This is a genomic window from Micromonospora sp. KLBMP9576 (assembly GCF_050941805.1).
Lineage (GTDB): Bacteria > Actinomycetota > Actinomycetes > Mycobacteriales > Micromonosporaceae > Micromonospora.
Genome location: NZ_CP194567.1, coordinates 1847017 through 1872057, shown reverse-complemented (window position 1 = coordinate 1872057; position 25041 = coordinate 1847017). Strand labels below are relative to the sequence as shown.

The 25041-nt window shown below is 75.1% G+C and carries 23 protein-coding genes; 11 read left to right on the top strand and 12 right to left on the bottom strand.

Annotated elements, in window-relative coordinates; all coding sequences use genetic code 11:
* Window positions 1–4: 4 nt before the first annotated feature.
* On the bottom strand, window positions 5–3193 hold the full coding sequence (locus ACQ452_RS08435) for an FtsX-like permease family protein (RefSeq protein WP_433391856.1): 3189 nt from the start codon (window positions 3191–3193) through the stop codon (window positions 5–7).
* A 148-nt stretch (window positions 3194–3341) separates the two neighbouring features.
* On the opposite strand from ACQ452_RS08435, the gene ACQ452_RS08430 reads away from it, so the two are divergent.
* The gene (locus tag ACQ452_RS08430) at window positions 3342–3635 is read left to right on the top strand and encodes a hypothetical protein (protein WP_433391854.1); all 294 of its coding nucleotides are present in this window, start codon (window positions 3342–3344) and stop codon (window positions 3633–3635) included.
* 32 nt (window positions 3636–3667) lie between these two features.
* Here the strand turns inward: ACQ452_RS08430 and ligD are convergent, their stop codons facing one another.
* Window positions 3668–4693 (bottom strand): non-homologous end-joining DNA ligase, encoded by a 1026-nt coding sequence (gene ligD, locus ACQ452_RS08425; protein ID WP_433391851.1) that lies wholly within the window; start codon window positions 4691–4693, stop codon window positions 3668–3670.
* A gap of 47 nt (window positions 4694–4740) precedes the next feature.
* Here ligD and msrB point away from each other — a divergent pair, with 47 nt between their 5' ends.
* Window positions 4741–5154: a peptide-methionine (R)-S-oxide reductase MsrB gene (gene msrB / locus ACQ452_RS08420; protein WP_433391849.1), complete on the top strand. Its 414-nt coding sequence runs from the start codon at window positions 4741–4743 to the stop codon at window positions 5152–5154.
* A gap of 15 nt (window positions 5155–5169) precedes the next feature.
* Here the strand turns inward: msrB and ACQ452_RS08415 are convergent, their stop codons facing one another.
* From ACQ452_RS08415 to ACQ452_RS08405, 3 genes are all read right to left on the bottom strand, one after another.
* Window positions 5170–5736, bottom strand: a complete 567-nt coding sequence (locus tag ACQ452_RS08415; RefSeq protein WP_433391847.1) for a DUF305 domain-containing protein — start codon at window positions 5734–5736, stop codon at window positions 5170–5172.
* A 67-nt stretch (window positions 5737–5803) separates the two neighbouring features.
* Complete coding sequence (locus tag ACQ452_RS08410) at window positions 5804–6547, bottom strand: lytic polysaccharide monooxygenase (protein ID WP_433391845.1); 744 nt, start codon at window positions 6545–6547, stop codon at window positions 5804–5806.
* A gap of 116 nt (window positions 6548–6663) precedes the next feature.
* A complete protein-coding gene (locus ACQ452_RS08405; protein ID WP_433391844.1) occupies window positions 6664–6939 on the bottom strand; it encodes an isoamylase early set domain-containing protein in 276 nt (91 codons plus the stop codon).
* A 160-nt stretch (window positions 6940–7099) separates the two neighbouring features.
* Between ACQ452_RS08405 and ACQ452_RS08400 the strand changes: the two genes are divergently transcribed.
* The 3 genes from ACQ452_RS08400 (at window position 7100) to ACQ452_RS08390 (ending at window position 9122) form a co-directional block, all read left to right on the top strand.
* Window positions 7100–7360: a Prokaryotic metallothionein gene (locus ACQ452_RS08400; RefSeq protein WP_433391842.1), complete on the top strand. Its 261-nt coding sequence runs from the start codon at window positions 7100–7102 to the stop codon at window positions 7358–7360.
* Between the two features lie 104 nt (window positions 7361–7464).
* A complete protein-coding gene (locus ACQ452_RS08395; RefSeq protein WP_433391839.1) occupies window positions 7465–7923 on the top strand; it encodes a GNAT family N-acetyltransferase in 459 nt (152 codons plus the stop codon).
* 110 nt (window positions 7924–8033) lie between these two features.
* Window positions 8034–9122 (top strand): lytic polysaccharide monooxygenase auxiliary activity family 9 protein, encoded by a 1089-nt coding sequence (locus tag ACQ452_RS08390; protein WP_433391837.1) that lies wholly within the window; start codon window positions 8034–8036, stop codon window positions 9120–9122.
* A gap of 100 nt (window positions 9123–9222) precedes the next feature.
* Here ACQ452_RS08390 and hemQ read toward each other — a convergent pair whose 3' ends face one another.
* The 3 genes from hemQ to hemE are packed head-to-tail and all read right to left on the bottom strand — an operon-like array spanning window position 9223 to window position 12433.
* The gene (hemQ, locus tag ACQ452_RS08385) at window positions 9223–9924 is read right to left on the bottom strand and encodes a hydrogen peroxide-dependent heme synthase (RefSeq protein ID WP_433391836.1); all 702 of its coding nucleotides are present in this window, start codon (window positions 9922–9924) and stop codon (window positions 9223–9225) included.
* Entirely contained in the window at window positions 9921–11330 is a 1410-nt protein-coding gene (gene hemG, locus ACQ452_RS08380) for a protoporphyrinogen oxidase (RefSeq protein WP_433391833.1), read from the bottom strand. The genes hemQ and hemG overlap by 4 nt, the downstream gene beginning before the upstream one ends.
* Window positions 11331–11335: 5 nt before the next feature.
* A complete protein-coding gene (hemE, locus tag ACQ452_RS08375; protein WP_433391830.1) occupies window positions 11336–12433 on the bottom strand; it encodes a uroporphyrinogen decarboxylase in 1098 nt (365 codons plus the stop codon).
* 311 nt (window positions 12434–12744) lie between these two features.
* Between hemE and ACQ452_RS08370 the strand changes: the two genes are divergently transcribed.
* Entirely contained in the window at window positions 12745–13317 is a 573-nt protein-coding gene (locus tag ACQ452_RS08370; RefSeq protein ID WP_433391828.1) for a DUF3000 domain-containing protein, read from the top strand.
* Between the two features lie 16 nt (window positions 13318–13333).
* On the opposite strand, the gene ACQ452_RS08365 is transcribed toward ACQ452_RS08370, so the two are convergent.
* The gene (locus ACQ452_RS08365; protein WP_433391826.1) at window positions 13334–14212 is read right to left on the bottom strand and encodes a hypothetical protein; all 879 of its coding nucleotides are present in this window, start codon (window positions 14210–14212) and stop codon (window positions 13334–13336) included.
* Between the two features lie 75 nt (window positions 14213–14287).
* Complete coding sequence (locus ACQ452_RS08360) at window positions 14288–15493, bottom strand: trypsin-like peptidase domain-containing protein (RefSeq protein ID WP_433391824.1); 1206 nt, start codon at window positions 15491–15493, stop codon at window positions 14288–14290.
* A gap of 202 nt (window positions 15494–15695) precedes the next feature.
* Between ACQ452_RS08360 and ACQ452_RS08355 the strand changes: the two genes are divergently transcribed.
* From ACQ452_RS08355 to ACQ452_RS08340, 4 genes are all read left to right on the top strand, one after another.
* On the top strand, window positions 15696–17027 hold the full coding sequence (locus ACQ452_RS08355) for a ribonuclease D (RefSeq protein WP_433391822.1): 1332 nt from the start codon (window positions 15696–15698) through the stop codon (window positions 17025–17027).
* A 184-nt stretch (window positions 17028–17211) separates the two neighbouring features.
* The gene (locus tag ACQ452_RS08350) at window positions 17212–18408 is read left to right on the top strand and encodes a thiolase family protein (protein WP_433391819.1); all 1197 of its coding nucleotides are present in this window, start codon (window positions 17212–17214) and stop codon (window positions 18406–18408) included.
* On the top strand, window positions 18405–20474 hold the full coding sequence (locus ACQ452_RS08345; protein WP_433391816.1) for a 3-hydroxyacyl-CoA dehydrogenase NAD-binding domain-containing protein: 2070 nt from the start codon (window positions 18405–18407) through the stop codon (window positions 20472–20474). The genes ACQ452_RS08350 and ACQ452_RS08345 overlap by 4 nt, the downstream gene beginning before the upstream one ends.
* 158 nt (window positions 20475–20632) lie before the next feature.
* On the top strand, window positions 20633–21589 hold the full coding sequence (locus ACQ452_RS08340) for a hypothetical protein (RefSeq protein WP_433391814.1): 957 nt from the start codon (window positions 20633–20635) through the stop codon (window positions 21587–21589).
* Between the two features lie 104 nt (window positions 21590–21693).
* On the opposite strand, the gene ACQ452_RS08335 is transcribed toward ACQ452_RS08340, so the two are convergent.
* Both ACQ452_RS08335 and ACQ452_RS08330 read right to left on the bottom strand, forming a co-directional pair.
* Window positions 21694–22938 (bottom strand): sensor histidine kinase, encoded by a 1245-nt coding sequence (locus ACQ452_RS08335; protein ID WP_433391811.1) that lies wholly within the window; start codon window positions 22936–22938, stop codon window positions 21694–21696.
* Complete coding sequence (locus ACQ452_RS08330; protein WP_433391809.1) at window positions 22935–23603, bottom strand: response regulator transcription factor; 669 nt, start codon at window positions 23601–23603, stop codon at window positions 22935–22937. The genes ACQ452_RS08335 and ACQ452_RS08330 overlap by 4 nt, the downstream gene beginning before the upstream one ends.
* 152 nt (window positions 23604–23755) lie before the next feature.
* Between ACQ452_RS08330 and ACQ452_RS08325 the strand changes: the two genes are divergently transcribed.
* Window positions 23756–25018: a peptidase C39 family protein gene (locus ACQ452_RS08325; protein ID WP_433391806.1), complete on the top strand. Its 1263-nt coding sequence runs from the start codon at window positions 23756–23758 to the stop codon at window positions 25016–25018.
* Window positions 25019–25041 lie beyond the last annotated feature (23 nt).

Sequence of the window (25041 nt, the reverse complement as noted above, 5' to 3'; positions counted from 1 at the left end):
CCGGTCACCGGTCTCCCCCGATCCGCAACTGCGCCCCCACGACCCGTTGCCGGATGCCGAGGGCGATGAACGCGCTGAAGGCGAGTGCCGCCAGCAGCAGGCCGAACGCGGTCAGCCCGATGGGCAGCCAGGGCAGCACGAAGGCGGCCTCCGGCACCGGCCGGCCGGCGGACGGCGTGAGCACGACCAGCGGGGCCATGGTCGCGCCGACCACGGCGCCCAGCAGCAGCCCGACGCCGACGCCGATGCCGGCCAGGAAGGTCTGCTCGGCCAGCAGCGCCCGGGCCAACAGCCGGGGGGTCGCACCGAGCGTGTGCAGCACGGCGAACTCCCCCAGCCGGTGCCGGGCGGTCGCCCAGACGTCGACGATCAGGCCGACGAGGGCCAGCAGCACCGAGCCGAGCGCGGCGGCGAGCAGCCCGGTGCGGGTCCCCTGCCAGTACGGGTCGTCGGCGGCCCGCCCGGCCATCTCCCGCCGGTCGAGCAGCGTGACGCCGGTCAGCGCCGCGGCGGCACGGGCCGCCTCGGTGTGACCGCCCTCGTCGGTGCTCAGCCACCACTCCGCGACCGGTCGGACGGCACCCCCGTCCCGGATCAACCAGTCCACGGCCGCCGGCAGGTCCAGCAGCACGCCCGCGCCGACCGTGGCGGGCACCGCGTCCAGCTCGCCGACCAGCGTGACGGGCACCGTCGCCCCGGAGAGCGCCAGGTCGACCGTCTCACCGATCCGCAGGCTCAGCGCGTCGCGTACCGCCGGGGTCATCAGGGCGGGCACCGGCCGTTTCTCGCCGGCCGGTACCACGGCGAAGCGGCTCGCCGGATGGTACGCGTACCGCCCGCCCGCCTGGAAGTCGACCTTCCGCTCGGCGGTCAGGCCGGTGGCCGTGGCGGCCGCGGGGGTCGGTCCGCCGTCGCCGGTCACGACCGCCCAGTTGCCGCCCAGCGCCACCGGCCGGGCCACGCCGTCGGCGCCGACCTGCCGCAGGTCCGACACCTCCAGGCGGTACACCTGCCCGCGCGCGTCCCCGGCGTCGAGCTCGAACCCGGACAGCCGCGCGCCGTCCATGCCGTCGGGAAGGGCGACGGTGAACCGTGCCGGCCGCCCGTCGCTGCCGCCGCTGCCCGCCGCCAGCCGCAGGGCCAGCCCGTCCGCCCGTGTCAGCATCAGCCAGAGACCGACCTGGTGCGGCGCGGAGGCCTCCCACACCGGCGTGCGCACGGTGCCGGTGAGCGAGCGGGTCCCGGCGGGCAGCTCGGTGCCCGCCGGTGCGCCGCGCGTGCGGGTCAGCCGGTCCAGCAGCGCCGGTGCCGGCTCGTCGGTCAGCCGCTCGTTGAGCCGCGCCACGTCCGTCGCGCCGGCGGCGTCGAGGCTCAGCACGGTGATCGGCAGCTCGGCGCGGCCGACGCGGGTCTCGTCCCGCCAGGCCGGCAGCGCCGCGACGACGCCGGGCAGCGCGCCGAGTTGCCCGGCCCGGCCGTCGGGCGCCAGGCCGGTGCGCTCGACGACCCGCAGGTCGGCGCCGACGGCGTGGTCGGCCTGGTCGGCCTGCGACCGCTCCCCCGTGGTCACCAGCGACCAGGCCAGGGTGCTGCCGCCGACGGCGAGGGCGAGCAGCAGCACCGGGCCGGCGTGCGGTCGCCGCCCCGCCTGCCACATGCCGAACATGGTCGCGGTCCACGGTCTGCGGTCGACGAACCGCTCGGCGAACCGGGTGGCGGGGGGCAGCAGCCGCAGCGCGACGACCGCGCCGGCCAGCACCCCAAGCGTCGGCGCGGCGACGAGCAGCGGGTCGACCCCGAGCTGGCCGGCCACCCCGGTGACCGGCGACGAGTACTGGCGCAGCTGGACCCAGGCCAGCACCGCGAAGCCGACCAGCACCAGGTCGAGGCTGACGCGTTGGACGCTCGCGGCGCGGGTCGGGCGGGACCGGGCCGCCAGGTCCGCGACGTACGTGCCGGCTACACGCAGCGTCGGGGCGACCATCGCGACCAGGCAGCCGGCGGCCGTGGCGGCGGCGACCGCCCAGATCAGCGCGGGGCTGCCCGCGGCGAGCGTCAGCGGGGCCGTGCCGCCGACGCCCACGTGCCGCAGCGCCGCGCCGGCGGCCAGCGGCCCCAGCACGGCGGCGGGCAGGACGACCAGGGCCGCCTCCCGGGCCGCCAGGCCGGCCAGTTGTCGTCGTGCCGCTCCCCGGGCCCGCAGCAGGGCGCTCTGGCCGCGCCGGTCCTCGTGCAGCAGGGCGGCGACCAGCACGAGCGCGTACCCGCCCAGCACCATGATCAGCAGCAGTGGGGTGGCCAGCGAGGAGCGGCCCACCAGGTCGGCCCGGGTGACGCGGTCGAGGAGCCGGTCGATCGCCGTGACGGTCTGACCCGAGGAACCGAGCCCGGCCGCCTCGGGCACCTCGACGAGGGTGGCGGTGAGCGCCCGCCGCATGTCGGGCAGCCGGCCCGCGCCGGCCGCCGCCGCGAAGTCCGGCACGACCACCCAGGACGCCGACACCGAGCCCGGGTAGGTGGCCGCGAAGTCCGCCGGGTCCAGCACGAAGGGCCCGTACGAGGTCCCGGTGTCGGCGACACCGCCGGCTCCGGGCGCCAACCGCCAGTACGGGTCGGTCGGGTCGCGCGGTCGCCAGGTTCCGGCGAGCACCACCGTGCCGCGGGTGTCGGACTGGCGGTCCAGCATCGGCACCTGGTCGCCGACGGCCAGCCCGAGCGCGCCGGCGACCTTCTCGGGCAGGGTGACCCGCAGTGGCGAGGTGCCCGGGGTGGGCCAGGCCCCGCCGGTCAGCTCGGCGTGGCGGGGCAGGTCGGCGAGGGTCGCCAGGTTGGCGAAGACCGGGTCGTCGTCGGCGCGGACCACGGGACCGAGGTCACCGGTCAGCTCGCGGCCCGCGCCGTAGCGGGCCACGTCGACGCGCACCGACGCACCGTCGAGGCCGGCGGCGAAGCCGTCGCGGATCGCCTGGTCCCGGGTGGCGAACTCGGTCGCGTCCCGGCCGGCCGTGCCGCTCACCAGGACGCTGCGTTCCTCGAAGGACGCCCCGGCGAGCAGGGCCCGCTGTCCCGCCTCGACGGCCCGACGGTTGTAGTCGGAGAGCCCGCTGACCAACGCGACCGCCACCAGGGCCGCGACCAACGCGGCGAGCAGCAGCCCACGCGCCTCGCCCGCCCGTCTCCACACCAGCTTCATCCGATGTCCTCCCCGGCCCCCGGTGGGGCGACGACCAGGGAGAGCGGCCACGGGCGGCAAAAGGTTCGCGCCCGTTACTTGATCGTTATCTACCGATGTCGGGTCGGCGCCGGCGGACCGGACGGCACGGATGTGCTTCGATCACCGCATGGAAATCGCCCTCACCGTCCTGTTGGTGGCTGCCGTCGCGCTGCTCAGCGCCCAACTGCCAGGCCGGGGCGAGCAGGCCCGCACCGCGTACCGGCTCGCCGAGATCGAACGTCGGGTCCAGTTGGTGATGGACCACCTGGGCGTGGTGGACGCGGCCCCGGTGCCGCCGGGGGTGCGGGAGCACCTGGCCCGGGGCGACAAGATCAAGGCGATCGCCGCGTACCGGAAGGCGACCGGCGCGGACCTGCGCTCGGCCAAGGAGGCCGTGGAGGCGTACACCGAACCCCGCTGACGCCAACCCGGGCACGGCGGCGGGTGGGGCGGTCAGCGAGGGCGGTCGCGGTCCTTGGAGGGCTGCACGCGCTTCGGCTCGCCGGGCATCTTCGGATGGTCCGGCGGGTAGGGCATGTCGCCCTGGCCCGCGGCGGCGTCCCGGTCGGCCCACTCCAGCAGCGGGGTGATGTCCCACGCGGTGTCGTCGATGGCGGCGTGCGGGTCGCCGCGCTCGGCCAGCCGGGCCGGCACGGTACGCAGGTCGAAGTCGTCGGGGTCGACGTCGGGCAGCTCGGCCCAGGTGACCGGCGTGGACACGGTGGCCCGGGCGTTGGCCCGCAGCGAGTACGCGCAGGCGATGGTGCGGTCACGGGCCATCTGGTTGTAGTCGACGAAGACGCGCTCGCCCCGCTGCTCCTTCCACCAGGCGGTGGTCACCAGCTCCGGGCGGCGCCGCTCCAGCTCGCGGGCCAGGGCGATGGTGGCCCGGCGCACCTCGGTGAACGTCCAGCGCGGCGCGATCCGCAAATAGACGTGCACGCCACGGCCGCCGGAGGTCTTCGGCCAGCCGGTGACGCCCAGCTCGTCGAGGAGCCCGCGCAACTCCCGGGCGGCGGAGGCCGCGTCGGCGAAGTCGGTGCCGGGCTGCGGGTCGAGGTCGACGCGCAGCTCGTCGGGGCGGTCGACGTCGGCGGCGCGCACCGGCCACGGGTGGAACACGACGGTGCCCATCTGGGCGGCCCACGCCACGTGGGCCAGGTCGGCCGGGCAGAGCTCGGCCGCGCTGCGACCGCTCGGGAAGCTGATGGTGGCCGTCTGCACCCACGGCGGCACGCCCCGCGCGGGCACCCGCTTCTGGAAGAACGCCTCGCCCTCGATGCCCTCGGGGAAGCGCTGCAACGTGGTGGGGCGCCCGCGCAGGGCGCGCATGATGCCGTCACCCACCGCGAGGTAGTAGTGGAAGACGTCGGACTTGGTGAAGCCGCGCCGCGGGAAGATCACCCGGTCGGGGCTGCTCAGCCGGACGTCGCGCCCGGTCACCTCGATCTGCTCGGCCGCGGCCCTCGTGCCACCCATGGCGCGACCATATGCCACACCCCCGACGTCCGACGTACCGTTAGGGGGTGAGTCCTGACCAGAACGACCTGCCCCGTACCGAGGAAGAGTGGCGCGTCCGGCTCAGCCCGGAGGAGTTCCGGGTGCTGCGGGAGGCCGGCACCGAGCGCCCGTGGACCGGAGAGTACGTCGACACGAAGACACCGGGGACCTACCGTTGCCGGGGTTGCGGCGCGGAGCTCTACCCGAGCGACACGAAGTTCGACTCGCACTGCGGCTGGCCCAGCTTCGACGACGCCGTCCCGGGCGCGGTGAAGGAGATCGAGGACCGCAGCCTCGGCATGGCCCGCACCGAGATCCGCTGCGCCCGCTGCGACAGCCATCTCGGGCACGTCTTCCGGGGCGAGGGCTTCACCCCGAAGGACACCCGGCACTGCGTCAACTCCGTCTCGGTGCGGCTGGAGCCGCGCGCCGAGGCCTGAGCCGGCCGGGCGGCGTCACCGCCGGGCCGGCGCGAGCCCGGCCATCAGCGAGACCTGGGCCGTACGCGACCGCTCGACGCGTGCGGCGAGTTCGCGTACGCGCGGGTCGGTGCCGACCGCCAGGTGTGCCCGGGCCAGGTCGGCCGCCGCGCCCTGGTGGGCGCCGAGCACGTCGATCAGGACCCGGTCGACCTCGCCGGCGGGGGCGGCGCGCAGCCGCGCCAGGTCCTCGGCGGCGGTGCCGTGGGTGTGCCGGTGGGCGGCCCCGGCGGCCGGCCCGGCCTCCCGCAGCCAGCCGCGCATGGTGGCGAGCTCGTCGGTCTCGGTGGCCTCGATGGCGCCGACCAGGGTGCGCAGTTCCCGGCCGGCGACCCGGGGCCGACCGAGCCGGGCCAGTTCCAGGGTCTGCTCGGTGTGCGCCGCCAGGGTGGTCAGGAAGACCACGTCCAGGCCGCTCAGGGCGGTCCCGGTGGCCGTCGCCGGTGTCGGCGCGGGGGCGGGCTGCGCCGGGGCGGCTGCCGGCGCGCAGCCGGGGGCCAGCAGCAGTGCGGCGAGCAGGGCGAGCGTGGGCAGCCGTCGCATGGGGCACTCCGATCCGATCCGCCGCGGGAGAGGGGACGGGTGCGGCCACCCCGCCGCACCCGTCCGGTCAGACCTGGCTCCAGAGCGCCGGCACGTTCGGCGGCTCCCAGCCGGGGATCGCGGTGTGCGCCTGCCGGCAGCGGTACGTCTGCCCGCCGTAGGTGACCTGGTCACCCGCCCCGTAGGCCCGACCCGCCGTCCAGCTGCCACCCGGCGCGGGCGGGGTCGTCGGGGCGGCAGTGGGGGTCGGGGTGGGCGACGGGGTCGGCGTCGGCCGGGGGGTGGGCGACGGGCCCCCGCCCCCACCGACCTGCAGGTCGACGCAGGAGTAGAACGCGTTGGCCGTGTCCGCGATGTTCCACACCGCCAGGACCTTCTGCCGTCCGGGGTGGGCCGCCAGGTCCAGGGTGTGCGAGACGGTGGCCCCGGGTTGCTGCCCGCCGCCGCTGAAGACCGCGACGCGGGTGCCGCCGATGAAGTACTCCCAGTTGCTGGTGGCGTGCCGGGCGGTGTTGGTCCAGGTGAGGGTGACGGAGCTGCCGACCGAGGTGGCGGGCCAACCCCGGCCGTCGTCGTTCAGGACGGCGAACTGGGCGATGCCCGCGTGGCAGCTCCGCAGCCCCTTCGGTCCCTCGACGCTCTGCGGCTCGTATTTGATCTGCCCGCAGTCCGGGACCCGGCCCTGGGCGCAGAGCGCCTGGCGGCTCGGCGGCCCGGACACGTAGCCGTGGGCCTGTGCGGGGGCCGCGACCGTCAGTGTGGAGACGATGGCACCGGTGGCCACGAGCGGGATGGCGATCCTTCGACGCATGGCGGCAGCTCCTTCGGGACTTTGGCCTGAGGTGCCACCAAAAATATATTAAACCTTCTTAACAGTAAAGACTCCTATCAATAAATCATCCACCGGCCCTCACCCGCGGTGACCGCTCAGAGCAGCAGCAGGCTGCCCCGCTCGTCGACCCGGTCGGCGCAGTCGTCGTCGAGCCACACGCCGCCGCTCGCCAGGTAGCGGAAGCGGTGCTCGCCCGGCCCTAGCCGCACGGTCACCGTACGGGTGCCGTCACGGCGCGGGACCAGCTCGTGCCGCCCCGGCTCCCAGCCGTTGAAGCAGCCGACGACGCTGACCGTGCCGGGCGGGGCGTCCCGGGGCAGGCTGAAGGTGACCCGGGTCTGGTTGCCGAAGAGGCGGTTGCGCTTGATCATGGGAGTCCTCCGGGGTCGCACGCGAATCACCAGGTACAACGCCCGACACGCCGGGAGCGACACGCCGCCGCACCCCGCCGGCTGCGCCGATTCGTCCGCTCGACGCGACCCCGTGCCGCAGGCTTGGGCGAAACGTGTCCTGCTCCCGGGAGGTCCTGTCGTGGCGACGTGCGAGGTCTGCGGTAACGACTACTGGATGGCGTTCGAGGTGCGCACCGTCAGCGGCGACGTGCACACCTTCGACTCCTTCGAGTGCGCCGCGCACAGGTTGGCGCCGATCTGCGAGCACTGCCAGGTCAAGGTCCTCGGGCACGGGGTGGAGGTGTCCGGCCGGTTCTTCTGCTGCGGGCACTGCGCCCGCGCGCAGGCGGGCAGCCAGGGCGCCGAGATCCGCGACGCCGTCGGCGCCCGCCCCGCCTGACGGCCGGGCGAGCGGCCGGGGTCACCGCCCGGCTGCGGCGACGCCGAACGGCCGGGGACCCACCGGTGGCCGGCGGGCCGGCGGGCGCGCCTACCATCGCGGGGGTGCCGCAGACTCCCGTGCCGAGGACCGCCTCGTTCGCCGAACTCGACGCCCGCACCTTCCACGACCTGCTCCGGCTCCGGATCGACGTGTTCGTGGTCGAGCAGGCGTGCCCCTACCCGGAACTCGACGGGCGCGACGTCGAGCCCGACACCCGGCACCTGTGGCTCGACGGCGGCGACGCGCCGCTGGCGTACCTGCGGATCCTCGCCGACCCCGGCGGCGTGGCGCGCATCGGGCGGGTGGTGGTGGCGGCGCGGGCGCGGGGCGGCGGACATGCCGGCCGGCTGCTCACCGCCGCGCTGGAACTGGTCGGCGACCGCGTCTGCGTACTGGAGGCCCAGTCCCACCTCGTCGGCCTCTACGCCCGGCACGGCTTCGCCGTCAGCGGCCCGGAATACGTCGAGGACGGCATCGACCACACCCCGATGCGCCGCGACGGCATTGACCGGAGACGATAGCTGTGACAGCCTCCGGGTAGAGCCGTCGCGTGAGCCACGCAACGCGCGCGGGAGGGGCAACTCCCGGGCCGTCCGGGCGTCGTCGTCCGACCTCTCCCCCCGGGGGCTCCATGTCCACTCATCTTCGCTCATCCCGCCTGGTGTGGCTGCTCGCCGTCGCGGCGACCGCCGTGCTGCTGCTGGCCACGGCCCTGGCCAACCCGGCCTCCGCGCACGGCTCCGTGGTGGACCCGGCGTCACGCAACTACGGCTGCTGGCAACGCTGGGGCAGCGACTTCCAGAATCCCCGGATGGCCACCGAGGACCCGATGTGCTGGCAGGCCTGGCAGGCCAACCCGAACGCCATGTGGAACTGGAACGGTCTGTTCCGCGAGGGCGTCGCCGGCAACCACCAGGCGGCCATCCCGAACGGGCAGCTCTGCTCCGGCGGCCGCACCGAGGGCGGTCGCTACAACGCCCTCGACACGGCCGGCGCCTGGAAGACCTCGCCGGTCTCCAGCAACTTCCGGGTCCGCCTGTACGACCAGGCCAGTCACGGCGCCGACTACATCCGGGTGTACGCGACGAAGCAGGGCTACGACGCGCTCACCGAGCCGCTGGGCTGGGACGACCTGGAACTGGTCGGCCAGATCGGCAACACCCCGGCGTCCGGGTGGAACCCGGAGCCCACCGGCGTCTCCATCGAGATCCCGGCGAACGCGCCGGGCCGCACCGGGCGGCACGTCGTCTACACCATCTGGCAGGCCAGCCACACGGACCAGTCGTACTACCTGTGCAGCGACGTCGACTTCTCCGGCGGGCCGACCAGCCCGCCACCGACGACGCCGCCACCCACCACGCCGCCGCCGACGACTCCCCCGCCCACCACGCCGCCGCCCACGACTCCCCCGCCGGGCGGGGCCTGCACGGCGACGTACCGGGTGACCGGGCAGTGGAACGGCGGGTTCCAGGGCGAGGTGCAGGTGAGCGCCGGTGGCGCGGCGATCAGGGGCTGGTCCGTGACCTGGACCTACGCCGACGGCCAGCAGATCACCTCGGCGTGGAACGCGACGGTAACCACCAGCGGCACACGGGTCACCGCGGGCAACGCCGCCTACAACGGCGCACTCGGCGCCGGGGCGAGCACCACGTTCGGCTTCGTCGGCTCGTCCACCGGCGGCAACACCACGCCGGTGCCCACCTGCACCGCGGTCGCCTGACCCACTCCGGACCCCGGCCGGGGTCGCGTCCCACTCCCTCCGGAACGCGGCCCCGGCCGGCCGGGGCACCCGTCGGGCCCGACCGGGACCGGGCAGCGGATCAGACCAGGCAGTTGACGATGTCGGCGACCGAGCGGCGGCGGCCGGTGTAGAACGGGATCTCCTCCCGGACGTGCCGGCGGGCCCCGGAGCCCCGCAGGTCGCGCATCAGGTCGACGATGCGGTGCAACTCGTCGGCCTCGAACGCGAGCATCCACTCGTAGTCGCCGAGCGCGAACGAGGCGACCGTGTTGGCCCGCACGTCCGGGTAGCCGCGGGCCATCTTCCCGTGCTCCGTGAGCAGCTCACGCCGCTCGGCGTCCGGCAGCAGGTACCACTCGTAGGAGCGGACGAACGGGTAGACGCACAGGTAGGGGCGCGCCTCCTCGCCGGCGAGGAACGCCGGGATGTGGCTCTTGTTGAACTCCGCCGGCCGGTGCAGCGCCATCTGCGACCAGACCGGCGTGAGCGCGCGGCCCAGCGTGGTCCGGCGAAACCGCAGGTACGCGTCCTGGAGGTCGTCGCTGGAGGCGGAGTGCCACCAGATCATCAGGTCGGCGTCGGCCCGCAGGCCCGAGACGTCGTACGTGCCGCGCACGACCACGTCCTTGCCGGCCAGTTCGGCGAAGAGGGCCTCGACCTCGCCGGTGATGTTCTCGCGCAGCGCGGGGAGCGGGCTGGTGGCCCGGTACACCGACCACATCGTGTAGCGGATGCTGTCGTTGAGTTCCCGCAGCCGGGCCGCGTTGGTCTGCTCGGTCATGTCCCCGGTCCTCCCAGTGCTGTGATGATCTCCTCGGCCGCCGTCTCGCCGGAGCGGACGCAGACTCCGATGCCGACCCCGTCGTACCCGGCGCCGGCCAGGGCCAGCGTCGGGTGGCTCGCCCGCAGGACCGACCGCGCGGCGGCCACCCGGTCGGCGTGCCCCGGGGTGTACTGCGGCAGCGACCCGCCCCAGCGCTGCACGTGGCCGGCCACCGGTGCGGGCAGCGGCACGCCGAGCACGGCCGACACCTCCCGGTGCACGGTGGCGGCCAGGTCCTCGTCGGTGCGCTGCACCTGCCGTTCCTCGCCGTAGCGGCCCACCGAGGCGCGCAGCAGCGCCAGCCCGTCGGTCCGGCGCAGGTGGCCCCACTTCGTGGTGAAGAAGGTCGCCGCCTTGATCAGCAGGCCCTCGGTGCTGGGCACCAGGAAGCCGGACAGCTCCGGCAGTTCCGGCTCGGGCAGCGCCAGGGTGACCAGCGCGACGCTCGCGTAGTCCAGGCCGCCGACGCCCTCGGCCACCTGCGGGGCCGGGCCGCCCAGCAGCCGCGCCGCCGGCCGGGCCGGCACGGCCAGCACCACGGCGTCCACGTCCACGGACTCCGGGTCGCGGGTGGGACCGACCGTGAGCCGCCAGCCCGCCCCGGTCGGCGTCAGCTCGCGTACCGCCGCGTCCCGCCGGATCGTCGCCCCGCTGGCCGTCGCAGCGGCCTCGACCAGGGTGCTGAGCCCGCCGGCCAGCGTGCCGAAGACCGGCACCCCCGGCGCGCGGGGGGCCGCGGCCTGCGCGGCGCGCACCGCACCCACCAGGGTGTGCTCCACCCGGGCCGCCGCGGCCAGCGCGGGCATGGTGGTCGTCAGGGAAAGGTCGTCGGCCCGGCCGGCGTAGACGCCACCGAGCATCGGGTCGACCAGCCGGTCGACCACCTCGTCGCCGAAGCGGGCCCGCACCAGCGCGCCGACGGAGACGTCGGCCCCCGCGCCGAGCAGCGGCCGGCCGCCGTCGACGTCGGCGTCCGGCGTCGGGCGCGCGACCGTGGCCACCCGCTGAAGATCCCCGGGTACGCCGACCAGCGTGCCGCCCGGGATCGGGCGCAGCCCACCGTCGACGACGAGCGCGGCCTGCCCGACGGTGGGGTGCACGATCCGCTCGCCCAGGCCGAGCCGGCGGACCAGGGCCACGGCGGCGGACTCGCCCCCGGCCGGGTCGCGCATCAGGAACGACTCGGCGCCGAACTCCACCGCCGAGCCGGCCAGTTCGCCGGTGCGCAGCTTGCCGCCGAGCGTGCCGGACTGCTCGTACACGGTGATCTCGGTGTCGGCCGGTGCGTGCTCGCGCAACCGGACCGCGGCGGCCAGCCCGGCGATCCCGCCGCCGACCACCGCCACGCGCCACGGCCTGCCCACGGCGTTCAGCCCCGCTCGGCCGGCTCGGCGGACAGCTCGTGCACCAGGGCGACCACCCGGGTCAGCACCTCCGGGTCGGTCTCCGGCAGCACCCCGTGCCCGAGGTTGAACACGTGCCCGGGAGCGGCCCGGCCCTGCTCCAGGATCCGCCGCACCTCGCCCTCGACCACCGGCCACGGCGCGAACAGCACACACGGGTCGAGGTTGCCCTGCACCGCCCGGTCCGGCCCGATCCGCCGGGTCGCCACGTCCAGCGGCGTACGCCAGTCGACGCCGACCACGTCGGCGCCGGCCTCGCCCATCGCGCCGAGCAGTTCGCCGGTGCCCACCCCGAAGTGGATGCGGGGCACCCCCGCGTCGGCCAGCCCGGCCAGCACGCCCGCCGAGTGCGGCAGCACGAAGCGGCGGTAGTCGGCCTCCGACAGCGTGCCGGCCCACGAGTCGAAGAGCTGCACCGCGGAGACCCCGGCGGCCACCTGGACCCGCAGGAACGCAAGCGTCACCTCGGCCAGCCGGGCGCAGAGCGCGTGCCACAGCTCCGGCTGGCCGTACATGAGGGCCTTGGTCTTGGCGTGGGTACGCGACGGGCCGCCCTCGACCAGGTAGCTGGCCAGGGTGAACGGCGCACCGGCGAAGCCGATCAGCGGGGTGTCGCCCAGTTCGGCGACGAGCAGCCGCACCGCCTCGTCCACGTAGGAGACGTCGTCGACGGTGATCGGCCGGATCCGCTCCACGTCACCGAGGGTGCGTACGGGCTCGGCGACCACCGGGCCGGTGCCCGGCACGATGTCCAGGTCCACCCCGGCGGCGGCGACCGGCACCACGATGTCGCTGAACAGGATGGCGGCGTCCACCCCGTGCCGGCGTACCGGCTGGAGGGTGATCTCGGTGACCAGGTCGGGACGGCGGCAGGATTCCAGCATCGCCACGTTGGCCCTGATCGCGCGGTATTCCGGCAGCGATCGGCCGGCCTGGCGCATGAACCAGACGGGGGTGTGGGGGCCGGGCTGACGCCGGCAGGCCCTGACGAAGGGCGAGTCGGCCGGGCCGCCGGGGCGGGGGTCTTCGTCTCGGGCGTCGGCGCCCGTCGTGGTGGTGGTCATCGCGGCCATCGTGCCACGCGGGACGTGCCCGGCAACGGGCAGCGCCGCCTTTTGTGACCCCCGTCGACCGGCGGGAAAGGCCACGCGCCCGTGACCCCGCCGGCCCGGCGGGCACGGTCGCCCGCCGTGACCCCCGCCGGCCCGGGCGGCGGGACGGCCACGGCGTGGGCGGGGGACGGCCACGGCGTGGGCGGGGGACGGCCACGGCGTGGGCGGGGGACGGCCACGGCGTGGGCGGGGGACGGCCACGGCGTGGGCGGTGTCGGCGCGCCTGGCGGGCGGGCGGCCGACCGCCGGCATAGGCTGCCGGCATGGCCGTCCCGATCGCGCTCCCGGAGACCTTCGCCCGCGCGGTCGCCGGGCTACGGTCCGCGACGCCGCGGCCGGAGATCGTGCTCGAGGAGGTCGGCGCCCCGCAGCGACTCGCCCCCCACGCCTTCGCGCTCTCCGCCGCCGTCCTGCGCGACGGCGACGAGGTGGCCTCGGGGCGGCTGATCCTGCTGCACGACCCGGCCGGTCACGAGGCGTGGCGGGGCACCCTGCGGCTGGTCACCTACGTGACCGCGGAGCTGGAGGTCGACCTGGCCGCCGACCCGCTGCTGCCGGGGGTCGGCTGGACGTGGCTGACCGACGCGCTGGAGGCGCAGGACGCGGGCCACCGGGCGATCGGCGGCACGATCACCCAGACCATGTCGACCCGCTTCGGCGAGCTGGCCGGGCCGCCCGCGGCCGGCGACGTCGAGATCCGTGCCTCCTGGACGCCGGTCGACGACGACCTCGGCCCGCACCTGCTGGCCTGGTGCGCGCTGCTGGCCTCCACGGCCGGGCTGCCCCCGCCCGGGGTGACCGCGCTGCCGGAGCGTCGCCCCGCCGGCGCGGCCTGACCCCGCGACGGTCACCTCACAGATATCGCTCGGCCTCGTTGCAGACCTTGTCCATGCCCTGGATGGCCTTGTCGTAGGCCGCCTTGTTGCCGTTCGCCGCCGCGGCGAGCGCGGTGGTGAGCTTGTCGAGACAGTTGGCGATGACCTTCTTCTGCCGGGCCTGCTCGTCCCGGTCGTTACGGGTGCCGGTGAGATCCTGCTCGGTGTCGCCGAGCTTGTCCCGGACCGTCTGGAGATCGGCCTTGAGCTTCTCGATCTCCTTGCCGTTCGCCGCGATGGTGCCGTCGCGCTGGCTGACCTCGCTGGCCATCTTCTTCTCGGTGCGGCCCAGCTCGTTGTTGGTCGTCACGAACAGGCCGGTCATCACCCCGCCCAGCACGAAGAGCAGCCCGGCGACGAGGGCCAGGATCAGCACCTTGTGACTCTTGCCGGCACCACCCGCCGGGGGGCCGAAGGGCGGGGCGGAACCGGGCGGGGCAGACATCGGTTGCCCGTACGCCGGCTGCCCGTACGCCGGCCCCGAGGCCGGCGGCACGGACATCGGCTGCCCGAAGGCCGACCCGCCGGGGGTCTGCCCGGCGTGGGGCGCGGCGCCCGACGACGCGGCACCGGGGCCGTAGCCGGGCGACCCGCCGGGGCCGTAGCCGGACGCCGCCGGCGGGGCGGACTGCGGATACCCGGCCGGCGGGGCGGACTGCGGGTATCCGGGGGACGGGGCCGGGTTGTACTGCTGCGGCGCCGGGGAGTACTGCTGGCCGGCGTCGTGCTGCTCCGGCGAGTACTGGCGGGGGCTGCCGTAGGTGGTGCCGTGCCCGACACCGCCCGACGGCGGCTGACCGGGCGCGGCCGGGGGGTAGGGCGGATAGCCCTCCGGCCCGGTCGGTGGCTGAGACATCTCGTTGCTTCCTTCACGTGTGCTGGTCCGGACGGCAGGGGCCGCCGGGCCGGGGGTGTGGGGGCGCTGACCGGGTCAGCAGATCTTGAAACCGTCGCAGGCGACCTTGATCGGCACGGCGAGACCGATCCCCTCGGCGTCCCGGGCCTTGGCGGTCGCGATGCCGACGACCTGCTTGCTGCCGTTGATCACCGGGCCGCCCGAGTTGCCGGGGTTGATCGGGGCGTCGAACTGGATGATCGGGCCCTCCCCGCGGCCGGCCTCACGGAAGGCGCTCACCACACCGGTGGTGACACTGTCCTCCAGGCCGAGCGGGGCGCCGACGACCACGATCTGCTGACCGGACTTCACCGCGGCGGGCGCGGCGACCAGGCCGGTGAACTTGCCGTTGGCCCGCAGGTGCGCGACGTCGTTCGCCTGGTCGACCCGCACGATGGTCGCGGGGAAGCGCTGGTCGGTGCGCTCCAGGAAGACCTCCCGCTCGCCGGCCGTCCAGAGCGCGTCCACCACGTGGAAGTTGGTGAACAGGTTCGTGCCACCGCCGGCGGCCGGCTTGCCGATCGCGAACGCGGTGCCGGTGGAGTTGCCGGCCCGCACCCGGAACACGCTGGGCAGCACGGCGCTGGCGACGGCCTCCGGGTTGAACGCGGCGCCGGCCTGCTTCTCCAGCGCCCCCGCCCGGGACTCCAGGCCCTCGAGCCGGGCGCCGTCGGCCGCCTGTGCCGCCTGCAACCGGCCGTCGGTGTCGCCGAGCCGGTCCGACAGCCGGTTGAGCTGGAACGCCTGCACGCCCGTCACCACGGCCAGCAGGCCGGCGAGCACGAGCGCGGTGACGGTGAGGCCCCGCCCCCGCGCCGTCGGCGTGGGGGCCACGGGGTATGGCTGCCCCGGCCCGGGGACCTGGGGCTGGTGTGCGGGTGGCCGAGCGGCCCCGTCCGGCGACGCCGACCCGGACGCGGGGGGCCAACCGGGCCCCGGGGTCGCACCGGGCGGCGTCGACGTGGCCGGAGCGGCGGACGGGACGCCACCGTGCCCCCAACCGGGGGCGGGCGGAGCGGCCGGCGGGGCCGGGGCGGCGGCACCCCACTGGCCGGGCTGTGCCGGCGGCGACCAGGCGACGCGGCCGGACGGGGGCTGCCCCGGGGTGCCCGGCGGCGCGTACCCGGTGGCGGCCGGCTCGATCCGGGGCGGCAGGGGCCCGGGACGTGCTCTTCCCGGTGGGAAGCCGCCGTCGCCCGGTACCGCCGGGCCCGTGTCCGCCGACCCGTAGCCAGCAGTCATGATCGCCTTGCCTCCCCGTAGCCGCCCCGCTGCGTCGCGGGACCGATGATGCCGTACCCGCGCAACGGCTCTGGACCGTACCTGCGCCAACGGGCTTTGTCTTCCCCTATGTCCGCTGCCCGCGCGGCCCATCGGTCGTCCGGGCCGACACACACCGGACCGGCTTCACCCACCGCGTCGCGTCGCGCACTAGGGTTGTCAGGTGACCGACGAACCACCCCTGCGCCGTCGGCCCGCCGAAAGCCGTACGGGAAACGATGCGCACCGCCCGTCGTCGGCCCGTCCGGCGCCGGAGGCCGCGGGAGCCGAACCGACCGCGGACGGGCCCGTTCCGCTGACCGCCCCGCGCGAGGGCACACCCCAGCCAGCGGCCACACCCGCCGAGTTGGCCGAGGTCGTGGCCCGCTTCGCCGCGGGCACCGGCCCCGTCGCCCTGGACGCCGAGCGCGCCTCGGGCTACCGCTACAGCCAGCGCGCCTATCTCGTGCAGTTGCGCCGGGCCGGTTCCGGCACGGCCCTGATCGACCCGTTGCCGCTGCCCGACCTGAGCACCCTCGACGCGGTGCTCAGCGAGGCCGAGTGGGTGCTGCACGCGGCCAGCCAGGACCTGCCCTGCCTGGCCGAGGTGGGGCTGCGTCCGCGCCGGCTGTTCGACACCGAACTGGCCGCCCGGTTGGCCGGATTCGAGCGGGTCGGCCTGGCCGCGCTGACCGAGCAGCTACTCGGGTTCAGCCTCGAGAAGCACCACTCGGCGGCCGACTGGTCGAGCCGGCCGCTGCCGGAGTCGTGGCTGACCTACGCGGCGCTCGACGTGGAGATGCTCGTCGACCTGCGCGACGCGCTCGACGAGGAGTTGACCCGGCAGGGCAAGTCCGCGTGGGCGGCGGAGGAGTTCGCCGCGCTGGTACGCACCGGCGCCCGCCCGCCGCGCGTACGCGCCGAGCCGTGGCGCCGCACGTCGGGCATCCACCGGGTACGCGGGGCGCGGGCGCAGGCCCGCGTCCGGTCCCTCTGGTACGCCCGCGACGAGATCGCGGCGCGACGCGACGCCGCACCGGGGCGGGTGCTGCCGGACTCGGCCATCGTCGCGGCGGCGGAGCTGGACCCGAGGGACGAGAAGACCCTACTCACCCTGCCCGGCTTCGGTGGTCGGTCGGTACGGCGGCTGGCCCGCACCTGGTTGGCCGCGCTGGACGACGCGCGGCAGCTGTCCGACGAGGCGCTGCCGGCCGCTCCGACGGTCGAGGGCCCCCCGCCACCGCACCGCTGGGCCGAGCGCGACCCGGTGGCGGCGGCCCGGCTGGCCCGGTGCCGGGAGGTGGTGGTCCGGATCGCCGGCGCGCACCACCTGCCGCCGGAGAACCTGATCGCCCCCGACTCGATCCGCCGGCTGGCCTGGGTGCCACCGGAGGAGGTCACGGAGGCGGCGGTCGCGCAGGCCCTCCGGGGCCTCAACGCCCGCGAGTGGCAGATCGCCCTCCTGCTCCCCGCCCTAACCCAGGCCCTCCCCGACCCCCCACCCTCCGCCCCCTGACCGCCACGCCGTTGATCATGAAGTTGTTGTCACGACACGCCGCGCCGGATGACAACAACTTCATGATCGACGCGCCAGGGGGGTGTGGGGCGGGTGTGGGGTGGGACACAGGGGGGTGGGTTTCAAGGGTGGTTACTGGCGAGTAGCATCCGGAGAACATGCCCGTGCCGGCAAGGAGGCTCAAGTGCCCCGTGAAGTTCGGGATGTCGTCTTCGTCGACGGCGTCCGTACCCCGTTCGGCAAGGCGGGTGGCATGTACGCCAACACCCGCGCCGACGACCTGGTGATCCGCTGCATCCGCGAGCTGCTGCGTCGTAACCCCCAGCTGCCGCCGGAGCGGGTCGAGGAGGTCGCGATCGCCGCCACCACCCAGATCGGCGACCAGGGCCTGACCATCGGCCGGACCGCCGCCCTGCTGGCGGGCCTGCCCAAGACCGTTCCCGGCTTCGCGATCGACCGGATGTGCGCCGGCGCCATGACCGCGGTGACCACCGTCGCCAGCGGCATCGCCATCGGCGCCTACGACATCGCCATCGCCGGCGGCGTCGAGCACATGGGCCGCCACCCGATGGGCGAGGGCGTCGACCCGAACCCGCGGATCGTGGCCGAGAAACTGGTCGACCCGTCCGCGCTGGTCATGGGCGCGACCGCGGAGAACCTGCACGACCGGGTCCCGCACGTCAGCAAGCAGCGCACCGACGCGTTCGCGCTGGCCTCGCAGCAGAAGACCGCCAAGGCGTACGCCAACGGCAAGCTCCAGGACGACCTGGTGTCGGTGGCGATCCGCGACGAGGAGAACGGCTGGGGCCTGGCCACGGTCGACGAGGCCCCCCGGGACACCTCCCTGGAGAAGCTCGCCACCCTGAAGACCCCGTTCCGCCCGCACGGCAAGGTGACCGCGGGCAACGCGGCCGGCCTGAACGACGGCGCCACGGCGAGCCTGCTCGCCGACGAGGCCACGGCCCGCGAGCTGGGTCTGCCGGTCGCGATGCGGCTGGTGTCGTTCGGCTTCGTCGGCGTGGAGCCCGAGGTGATGGGCGTCGGCCCGATCCCGTCGACCGAGAAGGCGCTGCGCATCGCGGGCCTGACCATCGACGACATCGGCCTGTTCGAGCTGAACGAGGCGTTCGCCGTGCAGGTACTCGCCTTCCTCGACCACTTCGGCATCGCCGACAACGACCCGCGGGTCAACCCGTGGGGCGGCGCCATCGCCATCGGCCACCCGTTGGCCTCCTCGGGCGTGCGGCTGATGACCCAGTTGGCCCGGCAGTTCGCCGAGCACCCCGAGGTCCGCTACGGCGTCACCGCCATGTGCATCGGCATCGGCATGGGCGGCACCGTGATCTGGGAGAACCCGCACTGGGAGGGTGGCAACAAATGAGCGCGCTCGCCGCACCTGACGAGGTCGTCACCAGGGCGCTGCTGCGCCAGGTGAACGTGCCGGGGCTGGACCGCCCGGCCGCCCTGATCACCCTCGACAACGGCTTCGACCACACCAAGCCGAACAGCTTCGGCCCGGGCGGCCTGACCAGCCTGGACGAGGCGATCACCACCGCCCTGGCGGCCCAGCCGGCGTTCATCGCGGTCACCGGCAAGCCGTACATCTTCTGCGTGGGCGCGGACCTCACCAGCCTTCCGCAGCTCGCCGACCGCGAGCAGGCGCTGGAGATCGGCCGGCTCGGCCACCGGGTCTTCGCCCGGCTCAAGGACAGCGCCGTGCCCACCTTCGCCTTCGTCAACGGCGCGGCGATGGGTGGCGGCCTGGAGCTGGCGTTGCACTGCCACTACCGGACGCTCTCCGGTGGCGCCGGGGCGCTGGCCCTGCCCGAGGTCTCCCTCGGACTGGTCCCCGGCTGGGGCGGCACGCAGCTGCTGCCGAACCTGATCGGCATCCCGGCGGCGACCCAGGTGATCCTGCAGAACCCGCTGATGCAGAACCGGATGCTCAAGCCGAAGCAGGCCGCCGAGATGGGCATCGCGGACGTCCTGCTGGAGCCCGCCGACTTCCTGGAGCGGTCCCTGGAGTGGGCCGCCGCCGTCGTGCGGGGCGAGGTCAGCGTGACCCGGCCCGAGGTCGACAAGGACATGTGGGCGGGTGTGCTCTACTTCGCCCGGCAGACCCTCGACGCGCGGCTGCACGGCGCGGTCCCGGCCGCGTACCGGGCGCTGGACCTGCTGGAGACGGCGAAGGACGCCGACTTCGCCACCGGCACCGCCGCCGAGGACGAGGCCCTCGCGGACCTGGTCTTCTCCGAGGAGCTGCGCAGCGGCCTCTACTCGTTCGACCTGGTGCAGCGGCGGGCCAAGCGGCCGGCCGGCGCCCCGGACAAGGGCCTGGCCCGGCCCGTGACCAAGGTGGGCATCGTCGGCGCCGGCCTGATGGCCAGCCAGCTCGCCCTGCTCTTCGCCCGCCGCCTCCAGGTGCCGGTCGTCCTGACCGACCTGGACCAGGCCCGCGTCGACAAGGGCGTGGCCTACGTGCACACCCAGATCGAGAAGGCCGTCAGCAAGGGCCGGATGGACAAGGGCACCGCCGCCAAGCTGTACGGCCTGGTCAGCGGCTCGGTCGACAAGGGCGTCTTCGCCGACGCCGACTTCGTCATCGAGGCCGTCTTCGAGGACCTGTCGGTGAAGAAGCAGGTCTGGGCCGAGCTGGAGAAGATCGTCAAGCCGGAGGCGGTGCTGGCCACCAACACCTCCAGCCTGTCGATCACGGCGATGGCCGAGGAACTGGCGCACCCCGAGCGGGTGGTCGGCTTCCACTTCTTCAACCCGGTCGCGGTGCTGCCGCTGCTGGAGATCGTCCGGGGCGGGCGGACGGACGACGCGACGCTGGCCACCGCCTTCGCCGTCGGCAAGCAGCTCAAGAAGTCCTCCGTGCTCGTCTCCGACGCCCCGGCGTTCGTGGTCAACCGGCTGCTCACCCGCTTCCTCGGCACCGTCTTCGCGGCCGTCGACGCGGGCACCCCGCTGGACGTGGCGAACGCCGCGCTGGACCCGCTGGGCCTGCCGATGCGCCCGCTGGCCCTGCTCCAACTCGTCGGGCCGGCCGTCGCGTACCACGTGGGCGGCACCCTGCACGCGGCGTTCCCGGACCGTTTCGGCGTCAGCGAGAACCTCAAGCGGATCGCCGACTCCGGTCAGCCGATCGTCGTCGACGACCAGATCAACGACGAGGTGGCCAAGCTGCTCGTGGTCGGCGACGAGCCGCTCACCGCCGAGCAGGTACGCCAGAACGCGCTCGACGCGCTGGCGCAGGAGATCCGGCTGATGCTCGACGAGGGCGTCGTCGCCGAGGCGCAGGACATCGACCTGTGCATGATCCTCGGCGCGGGCTGGCCGTTCCACCTGGGCGGCGTCACGCCGTACCTGGACCGGACCGGCACCTCCGAGCGGGTCACCGGCCGGCGGTTCCTGCCGCACGGGGTGGCGAGCCTGCCCGCCTGATCCGCACCGCCCCGCGATCGCGGTGGTCGCCGCGTCCGATCTGGACGCCGGCGGCCACCGCGATCGTCGTTGCGGCCGATGTGGTCGGGTGTCGCGGGGGCGGTACCGTGCGGTGGCTGGCTACGATCACCCGTTCGCCCCCTCGCCTGGAGCTGATCATGTCCTCACCGCCGGTCGATCCCTGGTCCGGGCAGCCGGAGCACGAGCCGCACGACGACTTCCACCCGCCACCACCGGAGGGCTATCCGCTCCCGCCCGCCGCCGGCTGGGCGGCCCCGTCGGCCGGGCAGCCGCCGTACCCGGGCGCCGGCTGGCCCGGCGGGCCACAGCCCACTCCCCCGCCGGCCCCGCCGTATCCCACCCAGCCGTACGGCGGATATCCCGTGACGCCGCAGGCCGGGTTCCCCACCAGCCCGTACGCCGGCTACCCGCCGCCGGTCGTCGAACGACGCCCGGCGGGACCACACCGGCTGGTCCTGACCCTGGGTCTCGTCGGGCTGCTGGTCCTCTGCCTCGGTGGGGGTGGCGTCGGCTACCTCGCCTACGACGGCAGGCAGCGCACCGACCCCACGCCCAGCCCGACGGCGGCGGCGGGCGTCACGTCGGGCCCCGCGCCGCCGTCCGTGGCCGCCCCGTCCCCGGGGCCCACCGCCGCCCCGCAGATCCGGGTCGTCGCCCCGAAGGCCCTCGGGGGCCGCGCGAAGAGCACCGAGCCCGCGCTGCTGAAGGCCGCCGGGGACATGGTCGACCAGCTTCGGTCCTCGGCGGTCGGCGCGACCGCCGTCGCCGGCGCCTTCTACGGCAGCGCCGACGAACGCGACATGGTCATGGTGGTCGCGGCCTCCGCCTTCGTGCTCAACCCCGAACGGGAGCTCGACGACGCGGTCAAGGGCATGTCGAAGGACCTCGCCGTCAGGAAGATGACAGTCATCGCCCCCGGACCGCAGGGCGGCCTGGCCAAGTGCGGCGACGGCGAGTCCAACGGCGTGCCGCTGGGCGTCTGCGCGTGGGCCGACCACGGCAGCGTCGGGATCATCGTGATGTTCTTCTCCTCCTCGGCCGCCGCCGCGGCCGAGTTCGTCGGCCTCCGCGGTGAGATCGAGCAGAAGTCCTGACCCGGACGGCACCACGGGCCCGGCCACGCGGGTGGCCGGGCCCGTGCACGTCAGCCAGGGATACCCCGGTGCGGGAGCCCTACTTCACGACCCGTGGTGACCGGTCAGCGCCGGGCGGCCGGCTGCGCGCCGACCGCCGGGGCGGCCTCCACCGCCGGCAGGGTCACCGTGACCTCCAGCCCACCGCCGGGCTGGGCGACCACCTTCACGGTGCCGCCGTGCGCGTCGCAGACCGCCCGGACGATGGAGAGCCCGAGACCGGAGCCGCGTGCGCCGGTACGCTCCCGGCCGCCGCGCCGGAACGGCTCGAACAGGCCCGGCACGTCGGCCTGGTCCACCTCGAAGCCGGTGTTGCCCACCACCAGCCAGGACCGGCACCCGTCCGACCCGGTACGCACCCACAGCCGGCCGTGCAGGTGGTTGTAGCGGATCGCGTTCTCGATCAGGTTGCCGGCCAGCCGGTCGAGCAGCCCGGGGTCGCCGACCACCGGCGCGGGCTCCAGCGACGTCTGCACGTGCAGCTTGATCCGTTCCACCTCCCGCCGTACCGCCGACAGGGCGTTGGCGGTGCCGGCGGCGAGGTCGCACTCGGTGCGGCGGCCGAGCCGGCGGCCCGCCTGGGCCTCGCTGCGGGCGAGCACCAGCAGGGCGTCGACCAGCCCGTTGGCCCGCTCCGAGGCGTCCCGGACGATGGTGGCCATCCGGCGGTACTCGGCGGCGTCCGCCTCGTCGTCGCTCAGCGTCACGTCGATCTCGGTACGCATCACCGCGAGGGGCGTCCGCAGCTCGTGCGAGGCGTTGGCCACGAACCGCTTCTGCGCCTCGAACGCGGCGGCGATCCGGTCCAGCATCTCGTCGAAGGTCGCCGCCAGCTCCGCCACCTCGTCGTCGGCGCCCGAGTAGCCGATCCGCTGGTCCAGCGTGGTCTCGCCGAGCCGGCGGGCGGTCGCGGTGACCTGGTGCAGCGGGCGCAGCGCCCGACCCGCGACCGCGTACGCGCCAGCCACGCCGACCACGCTGATCGCCAGCAACGCCACCAGGCCCTTGGCCAGCAGCTCCCCGCTGGCGGCGTCGACCAGTTGGCGCTGCCACTGCCCCGCGTCCAGCGACCGGCCGTCGGCCAGCACCACAGTGGTGCCGGGCAGCAGCTCGTCGGTCGGCCGCAGCGCGTCGTTCACCAGCAGCCAGGCCAGCAGGACCAGGATCGCGCCCGCGCCGACCAGCAACACCCCGTTGAGCAGGGTCAGCCGCAGCCGCAGCGTCGGCCGCAGCCGGACCCGCCGGCTCCCGGCGTCGCCCTTCGCCCCCGACCGCGGGGCTCGCAGACCCGGCTCACTCCTCGCGCTCATGCCGGCGGCTCCGCCGTGCGGTATCCCGCGCCGACCACCGTCTCGATCAGCGGCGGGTCGCCGATCTTCTTGCGCAGCGTCATCACGGTGACCCGGACGATCGTGGTGAACGGGTCGGTGTTGGCGTCCCAGACCCGCTCCAGCAGCTCCTCGCTGGAGACCACCGCGCCGCGCGCCTTGAGCAGCTCGGCGAGCACGCCGAACTCCTTGTTGGTCAGGTCGACCGGCGCTCCGCCCCGGGTCGCCACCCGGCGGGCCGGGTCGAGGACCAGGTCGGCGAGTTCGAGCACCGGCGGCGCGGCCGGGGTGGCCCGGCGGCCGAGCGCCTGCACCCGGGCGACCAGTTCGTCGAAGGCGAACGGCTTCGGCAGGTAGTCGTCGGCGCCGAGCTGCAACCCCTCCACCCGGTCCGCGACGGTGCCGCTGGCGGTCAGCATCAGCACCCGGGTCAGGGTGCCGGAGGCGGCCAGCTCGGCGCAGATCTGGTCACCGTGCACGCCGGGCAGGTCCCGGTCCAGCACCACCACGTCGTACCGGGTGACGAACGCCATCTCGTGGCCGTTGTCGCCGTCGTAGGCGACGTCCACCGCCATGCCCCGCTTGCGCAACCCTCGCGCGATCGCGTCGGCGAGGTTGCGCTCGTCCTCGACCACCAGTACCCGCATCCCGGCCTCCTCGCGCCCCTGAGCACCCACAACCTAGTGCCGGCGGCCAAACCGGGCCGCACCCGCCGTCCCGGGCCGCGCCCGTTGCAGAAAAGCTTCGTCGTACGCGATGCTTTCGGCGGCAACCTTCGCGCGATCGGACGGGGAGAAGCATGACGGACGCGGGACCCACGACCCGGCCCGACGTCGCCTACCGGGGCTTCCGCCTCCCCGCCGACGCCGGGCTGGGCGACCTGTCCGGGCTGCGCGCGGGCGGGCGGGGCCTCGAACTGGCCGACCCGACGGACCGGCTCGACCACACCGACGCCGACGGCCAGACCCGCCGGTACGCCGCCGGCTGCTGGACGTCCCCGCCGGTGCCGGCCGGCTTCGCCGTACGCGACGTGGTGCCCTCGTGGACCGGCGACACCCCCGACGGCTGCTGGTTGCGGGTGGAGCTGCGGGGCTGCCACGACGGCTCCCCGACCACCCGGTGGTACGTCCTCGCCGACTGGGCGGCCGACGACCACGCGTTGCGCCGGACGTCCGTGCCCGGGCAGCGCGACGCCGACGCCCGGGTGGACACGGACACCCTCGTGGTGCTGGACGCGCCGGTCACCGGCTGGCAGGCGCGGGTGACCCTGCTGCGGCCGGAGGGCTCCGACGCGACCCCGGTGCTGCGCGCGGTCGGGGCGGTGGCCGCCGGTCCGCGCCCCGCGGCGGCGACCGCAGCGGCCGGGCCGGATTCCGCCGCGACGACGCCGGCCGGCGGGACCGCCACGACCACCCCGGCCGGCGGGACCGCCACGACGACCCCGGCCGGCTGGGGCACCGTCCTGGACGTGCCGCGCTACTCGCAGCGGCTGCACGCGGGCGTCCACCCCCAGTGGGGCGGCGGCGGGGACTCCTGGTGCAGCCCCACCTGCACCTCCATGGTGCTGGCCTTCTGGGACGCCGCCCCGGCCCCGGACCGGTACGCGTGGGTGGCCCCGCCCGGCCCCCGCCCGGTGGTGGTGCACGCCGCGCGCAACTGCTACGACCACGCCTACGCCGGGGCCGGGAACTGGCCGTTCAACACGGCGTACGCCGGGCTGCACGGCGTCGACGCCTTCGTCACCCGGCTCCGCTCGCTGGCCGAGGCGGAGGCGTTCGTGGCCGCCGGCATCCCGCTGATCGTCTCCGCCGCGTTCCGTCGCGGCGAGGTCCCCGGCCTGGACTACGACACCGCCGGACACCTGATGGTGCTGGTCGGCTTCACCGACGCCGGCGCACCGGTGCTCAACGACCCGTACGCCCCGGACGACGACGCGGTGCGCCGGACGGTCGACCGGGACCGGTTCGAGACCGCCTGGCAGGGCGGCAGCGGCGGGGTGACGTACGTCCTGCGGCCACCCGGCGTGCCGCTGCCCCCGGCGCCGGAGCAGCCCAACTGGTGACCCCGGCGGCCGTGCCGGGCACC

What these genes read in the sequence shown, in the direction of transcription:
- ACQ452_RS08435 (WP_433391856.1), bottom strand. Translation starts at nt 3,193, where the DNA reads ATGAAGCTGGTGTGGAGACGGGCGGGCGAGGCGCGTGGGCTGCTGCTC.
- ACQ452_RS08430 (WP_433391854.1), top strand. Translation starts at nt 3,342, where the DNA reads ATGGAAATCGCCCTCACCGTCCTGTTGGTGGCTGCCGTCGCGCTGCTC.
- ligD (WP_433391851.1), bottom strand. Translation starts at nt 4,693, where the DNA reads ATGGGTGGCACGAGGGCCGCGGCCGAGCAGATCGAGGTGACCGGGCGC.
- ACQ452_RS08415 (WP_433391847.1), bottom strand. Translation starts at nt 5,736, where the DNA reads ATGCGACGGCTGCCCACGCTCGCCCTGCTCGCCGCACTGCTGCTGGCC.
- ACQ452_RS08410 (WP_433391845.1), bottom strand. Translation starts at nt 6,547, where the DNA reads ATGCGTCGAAGGATCGCCATCCCGCTCGTGGCCACCGGTGCCATCGTC.
- ACQ452_RS08405 (WP_433391844.1), bottom strand. Translation starts at nt 6,939, where the DNA reads ATGATCAAGCGCAACCGCCTCTTCGGCAACCAGACCCGGGTCACCTTC.
- ACQ452_RS08390 (WP_433391837.1), top strand. Translation starts at nt 8,034, where the DNA reads ATGTCCACTCATCTTCGCTCATCCCGCCTGGTGTGGCTGCTCGCCGTC.
- hemQ (WP_433391836.1), bottom strand. Translation starts at nt 9,924, where the DNA reads ATGACCGAGCAGACCAACGCGGCCCGGCTGCGGGAACTCAACGACAGC.
- hemE (WP_433391830.1), bottom strand. Translation starts at nt 12,433, where the DNA reads ATGACCACCACCACGACGGGCGCCGACGCCCGAGACGAAGACCCCCGC.
- ACQ452_RS08370 (WP_433391828.1), top strand. Translation starts at nt 12,745, where the DNA reads ATGGCCGTCCCGATCGCGCTCCCGGAGACCTTCGCCCGCGCGGTCGCC.
- ACQ452_RS08365 (WP_433391826.1), bottom strand. Translation starts at nt 14,212, where the DNA reads ATGTCTCAGCCACCGACCGGGCCGGAGGGCTATCCGCCCTACCCCCCG.
- ACQ452_RS08360 (WP_433391824.1), bottom strand. Translation starts at nt 15,493, where the DNA reads ATGACTGCTGGCTACGGGTCGGCGGACACGGGCCCGGCGGTACCGGGC.
- ACQ452_RS08345 (WP_433391816.1), top strand. Translation starts at nt 18,405, where the DNA reads ATGAGCGCGCTCGCCGCACCTGACGAGGTCGTCACCAGGGCGCTGCTG.
- ACQ452_RS08340 (WP_433391814.1), top strand. Translation starts at nt 20,633, where the DNA reads ATGTCCTCACCGCCGGTCGATCCCTGGTCCGGGCAGCCGGAGCACGAG.
- ACQ452_RS08335 (WP_433391811.1), bottom strand. Translation starts at nt 22,938, where the DNA reads ATGAGCGCGAGGAGTGAGCCGGGTCTGCGAGCCCCGCGGTCGGGGGCG.
- ACQ452_RS08330 (WP_433391809.1), bottom strand. Translation starts at nt 23,603, where the DNA reads ATGCGGGTACTGGTGGTCGAGGACGAGCGCAACCTCGCCGACGCGATC.
- ACQ452_RS08325 (WP_433391806.1), top strand. Translation starts at nt 23,756, where the DNA reads ATGACGGACGCGGGACCCACGACCCGGCCCGACGTCGCCTACCGGGGC.